Here is a 13,266-nt window from a genome sequence, read left to right as displayed (position 1 = left end):
TCCCGCTTTTTCTTTAGGTTTAAGGCATGGGCTGAAAAGGATATACTGCTAGTCAAACAATCAAGAATGAAGCAGCAAAAAGCTTTTGCTTTTTCATTTTTGATTGTTTCCTTTCATATTTTGAAAGTTGATAGCCGAAAATTCTTTAAGGCAATGCCGAAAGTTTAATTCTGGAAAGGTATATTGAAAAGAATATTCCTAACAGGATAAGTCACAATACATATAAAAGTCGTTTTATTTCATCTTTAAATGTGTATATATCTGCTTCAAGGGTATGAGAGAAACCGAATACTCTAATAGAAGAAGTAAAGAGAGGGGTACATTATGGAACAAGAAACAAGAGAATTTTCCATAGATTGGGCAGGCAGAAAATTAACAGTGGAATACGGCCAGCTGGCAAAACAGGCAAACGGAGCAGCAATGATTCGCTACGGAGATACTGCGGTATTAAGTACCGCTACAGCATCAAAACAGCCAAAGCCGCTGGATTTCTTCCCGTTGACTGTCAACTATGAAGAGCGTTTGTATGCAGTAGGTAAAATCCCTGGAGGGTTCATTAAACGTGAAGGCCGTCCAAGTGAAAGAGCAGTCCTGACGAGCCGCTTGATTGACCGTCCGATCCGTCCATTGTTTGCTGACGGATTCAGGAATGAAGTTCAAGTAATCAGCATGGTCATGAGTGTGGATCAGGATTGTTCATCTGAGATGGCAGCAATGTTTGGTTCTTCATTGGCATTGACTGTTTCTGATATTCCTTTTGAAGGTCCAATCGCTGGTGTTCAAGTTGGATTAATAGAGGGCGACTTCATTATCAACCCGAATGTTGAACAGCTTGAGAAGAGTGAAATCAACTTGATTGTAGCCGGTACAAAGGATGCAATCAACATGGTTGAAGCAGGTGCTGATGAGGTTCCGGAAGAAACGATGCTGGAAGCAATCATGTTCGGGCACGAAGAAATCAAAAGGTTGATTTCCTTCCAGGAAGAAATTGCTGCGCAGGTCGGCAAGGAAAAGATGGAAATTGAACTTTATCAAATCGATCAAGACATAGAAGCCGAAGTTCGTGGAATCTGTGAAGAAGAGATGATCAAAGCGATCCAGGTTCAGGAAAAACATGCGCGCGAAGCGGCAATCAAAGAGGTTAAAGATGATGTCATCGCTAAATTCGAAGAGAAGGAAGCGGATGAAGGTCAGCTTAAACAAGTGAAGCAGGTACTGGACAAGCTGGTAAAAGGTGAAGTCCGCCGCTTGATTACACAAGAAAAAGTACGTCCTGATGGCCGTGGCCTTGATGAAATCCGTCCGCTGGCATCGCAAGTAGGTCTTCTTCCTAGAACTCACGGTTCAGGTTTGTTCACACGCGGACAGACTCAGGCACTGAGCATTTGTACTTTGGGTGCAATGGGAGATGTTCAGGTAATCGATGGTTTAGGCCTGGAGGAATCCAAACGCTTTATGCATCACTATAACTTCCCATTATTCAGTGTGGGTGAAACTGGTCCAATCCGCGGACCTGGCCGCCGTGAAATCGGGCATGGAGCATTAGGTGAAAGAGCACTTGAGCCTATTATTCCAAATGAGAAGGACTTCCCTTATACAATCCGCCTTGTTTCTGAGGTATTAGAATCCAACGGTTCTACTTCTCAAGCAAGTATTTGCGCAAGTACATTAGCGATGATGGATGCCGGAGTTCCTATTAAAGCCCCTGTTGCTGGTATTGCAATGGGTCTTATCCAGTCCGGGGAGCATTATTCCATTCTGACAGATATTCAAGGCATGGAAGACCATTTGGGAGATATGGATTTCAAAGTTGCAGGAACTTCCAAAGGGGTAACGGCCTTACAAATGGATATCAAGATTGAAGGACTTTCAAGGGAGATCCTTGAAGAAGCATTGCAGCAGGCTAAGAGCGGGCGTATGCATATTCTGGACAGTATGCTTTCCACAATTTCTGAATCACGAAGCCAGTTGTCACAATATGCACCGAAAATCCTTACAATGCATATCAACCCTGATAAAATCAGAGATGTTATCGGGCCGAGCGGTAAACAAATCAATAAGATCATTGAAGAAACCGGCGTGAAGATTGACATTGAACAAGACGGTTCAGTTTTCATCTCATCAACTGATGAAGAGATGAATAAAAAGGCTAAAAAGATCATCGAAGATATCGTTCGTGAAGTCGAAGTCGGCCAGCTGTATCTTGGGAAAGTAAAACGAATCGAGAAATTCGGTGCGTTTGTTGAAATCTTCAATGGCAAAGACGGACTCGTTCATATCTCTGAACTTGCAGAGGAAAGAATCGGCAAGGTTGAAGATGTAGTAAGCATCGGGGACGAACTTCTTGTGAAAGTAACTGAAATCGATAGACAAGGCCGTGTGAACCTTTCTCGCAAAGCTGTTTTAAAAGAGCAGCGTGAAAAGGCTGAGCAGGCACAAAAATTATAGTAAAAGAGGCTGGCATTGCCAGCTTCTTTTTTTTGCTTTTTAACCTGAACGTTTTAAGCCAAACAAAAGAGGGCCTTTGTTCTACCTTGTCCAGTCTTATCATATGTTTTTAGTGATAAGAAAGGGTGATCAAAGATATGAACTATAAAGTACTTGCGGGCATAACAGTATGTGTGGTGACAGCCATAATTTCAGTAAGCAACCCCGTTACTTCACAATATGTTTCCAGTTTAAAAGGAGAAGCAATGCCTGTGGATGCGAAACCTGAAGAATTGATGAAGAGGATAAAACAAGAGGCGGAAAAATTCGAGGTCCCTCCGATCGATGCAAAAGATGACCCTGTCTGGAAGGGAACTCCGGGATACAATGGCTTACAGGTGAATATTAAGAGCTCTTATGAGAAAATGAAAGATGAAGGTACTTTTGACAGTGACAGGCTGGTATTCGACCAGGTTTCTCCGAAAGTCCACTTGAGTGATCTTCCCCCGCTTCCTATATACCGCGGGAACCCTGAAAAGCCTATGGCCTCATTTATCATTAACGTTGCATGGGGAAATGAGTATATTCCGGATATGCTTGCTACATTAAAAAAACATCAGGTATATGCCAGTTTCTTTCTTGAAGGAAGATGGGTAAAAGAAAATCCTGATTTAGCTAAAATGATCGCAGAGTCGGGGCATGAGATTGGCAATCACTCTTATTCGCATCCTAAAATGGAAACATTATCACCTGGAAAAATTCGGGAAGAAATTACAAAGACCAATGAAATTATCGAGGCAACGACCGGCAAGAGGGTAAAGCTCTTTGGTCCGCCAAGCGGCGGGTTTAATGATCAAGTGGTGACCATAGCCGGAGAGTATAATATGAAAACAATATTATGGAGCGTTGATACTATTGACTGGCAAAAACCGCAGCCAAGTGTCATAGTAGAGAGAGTGAGTTCAAAATTGCATAAAGGTGCACTTATTCTGATGCATCCCACAGCATCAACCTCATCAGCGCTGCCAGCCCTGATTGAAGCTGTTAAACAGGAAGAATTAAGAATTGGAACAGTCTCTAGTTTACTGAAGGAAGAAAGAATTATAAAAACAGGCAATAATTCTCTCCTAAAAGGAAAAAGTAATGATATGAACTAGAAGATGTTGACAACATGAACAGGAGGAATTTTTTTGATAAAAAAATATACGTGCTCAAATGGACTTAGAATTGTACTGGAAGAAATTCCGACTGTCCGCTCCGTCGCGATCGGCATATGGATTGGAACCGGTTCCCGTCATGAAAACAAAGAAAACAATGGCATTTCGCATTTTCTTGAACATATGTTCTTTAAAGGAACGGAAACAAGAAGTGCCAGGGAAATCGCTGAATCCTTTGATAGTATCGGGGGCCAGGTGAACGCTTTCACTTCAAAAGAATATACCTGCTATTATGCAAAAGTGCTCGATAACCATGCATCCTATGCTTTAGAAACACTTGCAGACATGTTCTTCAACTCAGCATTTGATGAAGAGGAACTTAAGAAAGAAAAGAATGTTGTATATGAAGAGATCAAAATGTATGAAGATACTCCGGATGATATCGTTCACGATGTGTTAAGCAAGGCTGTTTATGAAAATCACCCATTAGGGTATCCGATTCTGGGTACAGAAGAGACCCTTGATGCCTTTAATGGCCAGACGTTAAGGGATTATATGCATAATATGTATACCCCGGATGATGTTGTGGTCTCTGTAGCTGGAAACGTAGACCCTTCATTTATTAAAGAAGTGGAGAAGCTGTTCGGAAACTATGAAGGCGGAAAAGGGCATCAGCAAAATGAAGCTCCTTCATTCCATCATAATAAGGTTTCAAAAAAGAAAGAAACCGAACAAGCACACTTATGTCTGGGATATCCTGGTTTGCAGATTGGCCATGAAGATATCTACAGCCTGATTGTTTTGAATAATGTACTTGGCGGAAGTATGTCTTCCAGATTGTTTCAGGAAGTTCGTGAGCAGAGAGGTCTCGCTTATTCGGTCTTTTCATACCATTCTGCCTATGAAGACAGTGGGATGCTTACATTATATGGCGGGACGGGTGCGAAGCAGCTGAATCAGTTGTTTGATACCATTCAATCCACTTTAAATACGCTTACTGCAGAAGGAATCACCTCTAAGGAGCTTGCGAACAGTAAAGAGCAGCTTAAGGGAAATCTGATGCTGAGCCTGGAAAGTACAAATAGCAGAATGAGCAGAAATGGAAAGAATGAATTATTGTTGAAGAAGCACCGTTCTCTGGATGAAATTGTGGATGAAATTGACGGTGTTACAATCGAACGGGTGAATAATCTTGGAAAGCAGATATTCAGCAATGATTTTTCTGCAGCTCTCATCAGTCCGGATGGTAATATGCCATCTAATATCAAATAAAGTGAAATACTTCAAAGCTTCGAACCATTTAAATAAGGTTTGAAGCTTTTTTATTTATTCTGTCTTATAAATGAGTGTTGCTTAACCGGAGTCAGCAGTTGGTACCGATAGAATTTTTGCCAATAATACTTCTAAAATGGAAAAGCTCCTTATACATTAATTATAAGGAAAGAAAATCTAAGATTTCCGGAAAGTTGAATTCAGCAGAGGAGAACGGGGGGAATAATATGCGTTTGAGTGAACTGAGCGGAAAGGAAATCGTAGACTTTAAAAGGGCAGAAAGACTTGGTGTGCTGGGCCAGACAGATTTGGAATTCAATGAACGGACAGGACAAATCAATGCTTTGGTTATCCCTACCGGGAAATGGATGAGGAAACAAAACAGTGAAATAAGGGTGCCGTGGCATCATATCAGGACAATCGGATCTGATATGATTATCCTGGAAGTCGCCGAGGAATAACCGGCGGGAATAGAATGTGCCTTATATTGAATCCCCTCACAAGGGATTTTTTTTATTGGCTTTAAAAATGATAATTTCCAGAGGGTACTCACCTATTGACCTTACCCTTCATACAATGTTGAAGTGATAAACCTTTGCAGGTGCAACGCGATTACGTTAAAAGAAGGTGAAAGCATTGATGTTGACTGGAATGCAGATCGCAGTCTTAGGCGGAGATGCTCGTCAACTCGAGATTATTCGGAAGCTTACAGAGCTCGATGCGAAAATTTCCTTGATAGGGTTTGAACAATTGGACCATGCTTTTACAGGTGCGGTTAAAGAAAAGATAGATGAAGTGGAATTCGATTCTGTGGACGCCATTATTCTCCCGGTTCCGGGTACAAATCTTGAGGGAGAAATTGAAACGATTTTTTCTAATGAGAAGATAAAACTGACGGAAGAGATATTGCAGGGGACCCCTTCCCATTGCAAAGTGTATTCTGGGATCACCAATAAGTATTTGAGTGAAATTACCGCTTCCACACAGAGGGACCTGGTTCAACTGTTTGAACGGGATGATGTTGCCATCTATAATTCTATTCCAACTGTAGAAGGAACGATCATGATGGCTATACAGCATACTGATTTTACAATTCATGGCTCTAATTTGATCGTTTTGGGATTGGGGCGTGTAGGCATGAGTGTAGCAAGAACATTTCATCATTTAGGTGCCCGCGTCAAAGTAGGGGCGAGAAAGAGTGAACATCTTGCACGGATAACCGAGATGGGCTTAGAGCCATTTCATCTGGATGATTTAGAAAAAGAGGTCAGTGATTGTGATATGTGTATCAATACAATTCCTGCTCCCGTTGTCAAAGCAGGGGTTATCGCCAGGATGCCTGCACATACACTGATAATTGATCTTGCCTCAAAGCCTGGCGGAACAGATTTTAGGTATGCAGAAAAGCGGGGAGTGAAAGCCTTGCTTGCACCTGGACTTCCAGGGATTGTTGCTCCGAAATCAGCTGGGCAGATTCTTGCCAATGTCCTGTCACAGCTTTTGCTTCAAGACTTAACATCCAGAAAGGAGTAATTAATATGAGTGTAAAAGGAAAACGAATCGGATTTGGTTTAACTGGATCTCATTGTACGTACGATGCAGTATTTCCTGAGATTGAAAGACTGGTAAACGAAGGAGCCGAAGTCATTCCTGTCGTGAGCTCCACAGTGAAAAACACAGTAACAAGGTTTGGTGATGGTGAGGACTGGATTAAGAGAATTGAAGATGTAACAGGAAACAAGGTTGTCGACACCATTGTAAAGGCAGAGCCTCTGGGTCCTAAATTACCGCTTGATTGTATGGTCATTGCTCCATTGACAGGAAACTCAATGAGCAAATTTGCAAATGCAATGACAGATTCTCCGGTACTGATGGCTGCGAAGGCTACATTAAGGAACCATCGCCCTGTAGTGGTAGGGATATCAACAAATGATGCATTAGGACTGAATGGAGTAAATTTAATGAAGTTGATTTCCGCTAAGGATATATATTTTATTCCATTTGGCCAGGATGACCCCGAGAAGAAACCAAAATCGATGGTAGCCAGAATGACGCGGCTGATGGATACAGTAGAAGCTGCAATGGAAGGCAAACAGCTTCAGCCTGTGATAGTTGAAAAATATCTGGATTAATATAATAGCTCCTTAATCTATTTGTGAATGGATGGGAGCTGATTACAGCCATAATCATTTGCCGCTCCAATATGGGGGCGGTTTTGGCTTGCCCTGAAAATAGTCAACTTCACTTTAGAGGGCAGCAGAGCCCGGAATCTGTAACAAAGCAATCATAGTAAACAGCCGGAATTGATCAAAGGGGAAATAATAATATTAATATATGCAATTGAAAAAAAGGATATGGTCAGACTATTGTTTATGTTAAAATATTCTTTACCACGGTAAATGATTAAAAGGTTTTTTGTCTAAAAAGAATTGCAATAGATTTAACAGGCTGGAAGGAGATTATATGATGAGTACAAATGGTTTTCATGTAGCTGTTGTCGGCGCTACAGGCGCAGTTGGCCAGCAAATGATCAAAACGCTGGAAAGCAGGGATTTCCCGATTGAAAAGCTGACACTTTTATCTTCTGCCCGATCCGCGGGCAAGAAAGTTACTTATAAAGGAAAAGAAATAACTGTTCAAGAGGCGAAACCAGAAATTTTTGATGATATTGATATAGCATTATTCAGTGCAGGAGGAAGTGTATCAAAGGAATTAGCTCCTGAGGCTGCCAAACGGGGTGCCGTGTGCATTGATAATACCAGTGCATTTAGAATGGATCCGAATGTACCGCTTGTGGTTCCTGAAGTCAATGAAGAAGAAATCAGAAACCACAACGGAATCATTGCCAATCCGAATTGCTCGACAATCCAAATGGTTGCTTCCCTTGAACCTGTCAGACAAAAATATGGACTTAATAAAATCATTGTTTCGACTTACCAGGCAGTGTCAGGTGCAGGAGCTGCAGCGATAGATGAACTTCATTCGCAATCACAAGCTATTCTGAACGGTGAGGAGCCAAATGCGGAAGTTCTGCCTGTAAAGAGCGGGAAAAAGCACCATCAAATTGCCTTCAATGCCGTTCCTCAAATCGATAACTTTGAGGAAAACGGCTATACGTTTGAAGAAATGAAAATGATCAACGAAACGAAGAAGATCATGGGAATGCCTGAGCTCAAAGTAGCCGCTACGTGTGTAAGGCTTCCGATTGTCACAGGACATTCCGAAAGTGTATATTTTGAGATTAAGGATGAGAATGTTTCAGCAGAAGATATCAAATCCTTGCTAAAAGATGCCCCTGGGATCGTTCTGCAGGATTCACCTGAAGAACAGCTTTACCCTATGCCAGCTAATGCTGTCGGCAGCAATGACATCTTCGTCGGCAGAATCAGAAAGGACCTTGATGACCAAAAAGGTTTCCACATGTGGGTTGTTTCGGATAATCTTCTGAAGGGTGCCGCATGGAATTCTGTGCAGATTGCGGAAAGCCTGGTTAACTTGAATTTACTAACAAAGAAATAATCATAGTGGGCCGCACACAATAATAAATACAGCTATTTTTCAGTAATTTTAGAAGCAGGGCCTCTTGTTTTTACTATAAAAACATCGGGGTGTAGAAATGAAAATAACTGTTCAAAAGTATGGAGGAACATCGGTTCGTGATGAGAATGGCCGCAAGAAAGCGGCTGAACATGTCAAGAGGGCGATTGAAGATGGTTATAAGGTAGTTGTGGTTGTATCTGCTATGGGAAGAAAGGGAGAGCCATACTCAACCGATACACTTCTATCTTTAATAAATGGCAGAGATACAAAAGTAAGCAAGAGAGAACAAGATATTCTGCTTTCCTGCGGGGAAACGATTTCTACCGTAGTATTTACTAACCTGCTGTTGGAGCACGGCATTAAAGCAGCAGGCCTGACGGGCGCCCAGGCGGGGTTCCATACGAACAGTGACCATACTAACGCAAAAATTACAGAGCTGAAGTGTGAAAGGCTTAAAGCAGAGCTCGAAAAGAATGAAGCGGTTGTTGTTGCGGGATTCCAGGGGGCTTCTCCTTCAGGGGACGTGACAACAATCGGCAGGGGTGGAAGCGACACATCAGCAGCAGCCCTTGGTGCAGCCTTAAAGGCGGATTGGGTTGATATTTTTACAGATGTCGAGGGGATCATGACAGCCGACCCGCGTGTAACAGACAAAGCACGGCCGCTTTCCATCATTTCATATAATGAAGTTTGTAACCTGGCAAATCAAGGAGCCAAGGTCATCCACCCGCGAGCAGTTGAAGTAGCCATGGATGCAAAAATCCCTATCAGGATCCGTTCAACGTATTCAGATAATCTGGGAACCTTGGTCACATCTCTTGAAAAAAAGAAACAAAAAGGCGAGGCTGGCCGAACAGTAACCGGGATTGCCCACATCGGAGGTCTATCTCAAATCAAAGTGTTTGCCAAAAAAGAACAATACAATCTGCAATCAGAAGTATTTAAAGCAATGGCAAATGAAGATATTTCTGTGGATTTCATTAACATTTCGCCACAGGGAGTCGTTTATACAGTTCCATCTGATTTGACTTCCAGGGCATTCCGAGTGCTTAAAAGTCTGGGCCATGACCCGCTCATCGAAACCGAATGTGCAAAAGTATCTGTTGTGGGGGCCGGTATGAGAGGAGTACCGGGGGTAACTGCTGCAATTGTGACAGCTCTCTCAGAAAATAATATCCGGATTCTGCAATCAGCTGACAGCCACACAACAATCTGGGTTCTGATAAAGGAAAAGGATTTAACAACTGCTGTAAATGCTCTGCACGATTCATTTCAATTAGAAGCAGAAACAAGTACACTTGGAATAGAAGAATAAAAGGAGTGGAGAATAGTGCATTTTGGCCGCGTATCAACAGCAATGGTGACACCATTTGATAACAAAGGAAATATTGATTTTCAAAAAACGGCTTTACTAGTCAATTATTTAATCGAAAATGGAACAGATTCACTTGTCGTTGGTGGAACGACGGGCGAATCTCCTACCTTATCCCAAGAGGAGAAACTGGCTCTTTTCCGTCACGTCGTTAAATCTGTCAATGGCAGAGTACCGGTCATTGCAGGTACGGGCAGCAATAACACTTATGCATCAGTGGAGTTCACAAAGAAAGCTGCTGAAACAGGGATCGATGCTGTGATGGTTGTTGCTCCATATTACAATAAGCCAAGTCAGGAAGGGATGTATCAGCACTTTAAAGCTGTAGCAGAAGCGACCACGCTTCCGGTAATGCTTTATAATGTACCGGGCCGTGCAGTGGCAAAAATCTCAGCGGAAACGGTAATCAGGCTATCGAAAATCGAGAATATCACTGCCATTAAAGAAGCAAGCGGTGACCTTGACGCCATGACAGAAATTATTGCCAATACACCTGATGACTTTCTGTTATACAGCGGTGACGACGGTTTGACGCTTCCTATTCTATCAATCGGTGGAACTGGTATTGTATCGGTTGCCTCTCATGTAATCGGAAACGATATGCAGGAAATGATCAAGAACTTCCTTGAAGGCAATCTTCGTGAAGCTTCCAATCTTCACGGAAAACTGCTTCCTGTGATGAATGAACTATTCTCAGCACCAAGCCCAACACCAGTGAAAACAGCACTGCAATTGAAGGGAATGGATGTCGGATCAGTAAGACTACCACTCATCCCGTTGACCGAAGAGGAACGAACTCGTCTTACTAAAGTGCTGCAATTAAATTAAATTAAAAACCAGGGCCGCTTGCCGGAGGGGGAATCCTCTTGGGAAAGCGGTCTTTTTTATGTGTACTTTAGTGGAATATCATTATCTTTTAATGGTTTTGTTAGTCAATGAAATTGTTTTTTAATGAACGGAAGAAATGTTTCCTTTATTGAAATTATATGATGCAGAACTGCAGACTAATCTCATTTCTTAATTTAAGAAACTCATGGCTTCTTTAGAATAGACTTTGTTTGAGGCTCACCGCCCGCCCCGCGGAGTCGTACACCTGGAGCGGAAATCATGCAGCACAAAAATCTTATACCACATTTTTTAAAACTATTCATTAAAAGGAAAATCAGAAGGTTATAGAGAATAGTTAAAAGGAGTATCAGGGATTGACAGGAAATTGTAAGAATTGCATAATATTTTGAATTTATTGACCGATTATGATGATTTTCATTGTAAAGATAAAATCCCATAAAGTATAATGTATCTAACTGATTAATGATCGGGAATTACAGCATAGGAGGAAACGACATTGAGCAAGAGAAAGAATGAAAGCATTAAGATCATACCCCTCGGAGGAGTAGGGGAGATCGGAAAAAACATGTATGTAATAGAAGTGGACGAGGAAATTTTCGTCATCGATGCAGGGCTTATGTTCCCTGAAGACGAAATGTTCGGTATCGATATGGTTATACCTGATATCCAATATCTCGTCGAAAACAAAGAGCGGGTCAAGGGAATATTTCTTACCCATGGACATGAAGATGCCATCGGTGCCATAACTTATGTGCTTAGAAAAATCAAAGCGCCGGTATACGGTACGAAACTAACTAATGCCCTTGTTAAAGGCAGGCTTAAGGATGAAGATGTAAAAGAAGATATCAAATTCTATAATGTGCATTCGGACAGCAGACTCTTTTTTGACGGAGTTGATGTGACTTTCTTCAGAACAACTCACAGCATTCCAGATTCTGTTGGTGTCTGCATCAACACATCAGAAGGTGCAATCGTACATACCGGAGAATTTAAGTTCGACCAGGCAGCCAAGGGACTGTATCGTCCTGATATGGGGAAAATGGCGAAAATTGGGGATAACGGTGTGTTGTGCCTTCTTTCAGACAGTACTGAAGCAGAAAGGCCCGGCTACACAACTTCTGAAGAAGTAATTGCTAACCAACTGAACTCTGCATTCCATTCAGCCAAAAGCAGAATCATCGTAGCCTGCTTCGCTTCCAACTTAATCAGGATCCAGCAGGTCTTTGATGCAGCGCATAAAAACAACCGAAAAGTAGCCGTTGTCGGAAAAAGCCTTGAAAGAGTATATGAAATCGCTCTAAATTTAGGCTATCTGCAGATTAAAGAAGATGTAATCATTCCTATTAAGGATCTATCTAAATATAATGAAGATGAAGTGGTAATCATCGCAACCGGAGACCAGGGAGAGCCATTCGAAGCACTCCAGAGAATGTCTAAGCAAACACACAAACTGGTCAATATCACTGATGGAGATAGCGTCTTTATTACCGCAACACCTTCACATGGAATGGAATTAACGATGTCGAAAACGGTGGATATGCTTTACCGTTCAGGAGCGAACGTCCTGACTGCGAGTAAAAAGGTGCATGTTTCAGGTCATGGGAGCCAGGAAGATTTGAAGCTCATGTTAAATCTGATGAAACCGAAATATTTCATCCCTATTCAAGGGGAGTACAGAATGCTCATCGCTCACGCCAAGGTTGCAAACTCCGTAGGCATTTCCCATAACAGAGTGTTCATTCTTGATAAAGGGGATGTTGCTCAGTATAAAGACGGAAAAATGAAAATGAGCGGAAGAGTACAGGCAGGCAATGTATTAATAGACGGAATTGGTGTAGGAGATGTAGGAAATATCGTTCTCCGGGACAGGAAGCTGTTATCTCAAGACGGAATTTTCATTGTCGTCGTAACATTGAGCAGAAAAGGAAAAATATTGGTTTCTGGCCCTGAAATCATTTCCCGCGGATTTGTGTATGTCCGGGAATCAGAAAAACTAATGGAAGAGTCGACGCAGCTTGTGAAACAGATCGTTGACGGCTATCTTTCAAAAGGCAGCTTTGAGTGGTCCAGTATCAAGCAGGATATCCGCGACCAGCTTAATCACCTTCTTTTCGGAAAAACCCGCAGAAGGCCAATGATCCTTCCAATAATCATGGAAGTATAAGCACATTAGAATTAGAAAAGATAAAAGAACCTTCAATCTTTGTATAAGGGGTTCCGTTTAAGGAGAGAGAACCTTAAATCACACCCTAATCAGCAGCTGAAATAACAGTGCAAATAACACTGTATTTAAAATCAAAAACCCGGATCCAAAAAGGTCCGGGATTTTTGATTTTTTTAAACTCCTTATTCTATTACCCCGATCGCTGAATAGGTGAACAGCAGGTTCTCTGCTGATTGAGAATTATAGAGGGGAAATTTCCCCTTAATTAGCAAATAATACTAAAAATCAGCTTAAATAGAGGGAGAAATTCCTCTTATTCGACTAAAAAAACGTGAAAATAGGCAGCTTTGCTTTGTATAGAGGGAAAAATTCCTCTTATTTTCCCCAAAAACCACTTCCAGTCTGCATTTAACGGTAAAAACTCCGCTTATTTTCTATCACTGGTTACTCAATCTTCATTTTCCCAACAACCGTATCTGTTTATA

General features: G+C 41.8%; 10 protein-coding genes. All 10 read left to right on the top strand.

Annotation, left to right across the window (positions count from 1 at the left end; genetic code table 11):
• Positions 1-324 precede the first annotated feature (324 nt).
• The 10 genes from pnp (at position 325) to M1E09_RS14105 (ending at position 12,781) form a co-directional block, all read left to right on the top strand.
• Complete coding sequence (gene pnp / locus M1E09_RS14150) at positions 325-2,448, top strand: polyribonucleotide nucleotidyltransferase (RefSeq protein WP_456271502.1); 2,124 nt, start codon at positions 325-327, stop codon at positions 2,446-2,448.
• Positions 2,449-2,585: 137 nt separating this feature from the next.
• A complete protein-coding gene (locus M1E09_RS14145) occupies positions 2,586-3,584 on the top strand; it encodes a polysaccharide deacetylase family protein (protein ID WP_456271501.1) in 999 nt (332 codons plus the stop codon).
• A gap of 33 nt (positions 3,585-3,617) precedes the next feature.
• Entirely contained in the window at positions 3,618-4,856 is a 1,239-nt protein-coding gene (locus M1E09_RS14140; RefSeq protein ID WP_456271500.1) for a M16 family metallopeptidase, read from the top strand.
• Between the two features lie 227 nt (positions 4,857-5,083).
• On the top strand, positions 5,084-5,317 hold the full coding sequence (locus M1E09_RS14135) for a YlmC/YmxH family sporulation protein (protein ID WP_456271499.1): 234 nt from the start codon (positions 5,084-5,086) through the stop codon (positions 5,315-5,317).
• A gap of 178 nt (positions 5,318-5,495) precedes the next feature.
• A complete protein-coding gene (dpaA, locus tag M1E09_RS14130) occupies positions 5,496-6,389 on the top strand; it encodes a dipicolinic acid synthetase subunit A (RefSeq protein WP_456271498.1) in 894 nt (297 codons plus the stop codon).
• 5 nt (positions 6,390-6,394) lie between these two features.
• Positions 6,395-6,988 carry a dipicolinate synthase subunit B gene (gene dpaB, locus M1E09_RS14125; protein ID WP_456271497.1) on the top strand — a complete coding sequence of 198 codons (594 nt, stop codon included), beginning with the start codon at positions 6,395-6,397 and terminating at the stop codon, positions 6,986-6,988.
• A gap of 331 nt (positions 6,989-7,319) precedes the next feature.
• The gene (gene asd / locus M1E09_RS14120) at positions 7,320-8,375 is read left to right on the top strand and encodes an aspartate-semialdehyde dehydrogenase (protein WP_456271496.1); all 1,056 of its coding nucleotides are present in this window, start codon (positions 7,320-7,322) and stop codon (positions 8,373-8,375) included.
• 97 nt (positions 8,376-8,472) lie between these two features.
• Positions 8,473-9,711, top strand: coding sequence for an aspartate kinase (gene dapG / locus M1E09_RS14115; protein WP_456271495.1), 1,239 nt, complete (start codon positions 8,473-8,475; stop codon positions 9,709-9,711).
• A gap of 12 nt (positions 9,712-9,723) precedes the next feature.
• Positions 9,724-10,596, top strand: coding sequence for a 4-hydroxy-tetrahydrodipicolinate synthase (gene dapA / locus M1E09_RS14110; RefSeq protein WP_456274995.1), 873 nt, complete (start codon positions 9,724-9,726; stop codon positions 10,594-10,596).
• Between the two features lie 517 nt (positions 10,597-11,113).
• Complete coding sequence (locus tag M1E09_RS14105) at positions 11,114-12,781, top strand: ribonuclease J (protein ID WP_456271494.1); 1,668 nt, start codon at positions 11,114-11,116, stop codon at positions 12,779-12,781.
• The last annotated feature ends 485 nt before the right edge of the window (positions 12,782-13,266 follow it).

It is taken from the genome of Bacillus sp. AK031, assembly GCF_053903065.1.
Note: the sequence above shows the minus strand (reverse complement) of the source record. Positions and strands in the feature narration are given on the sequence as shown.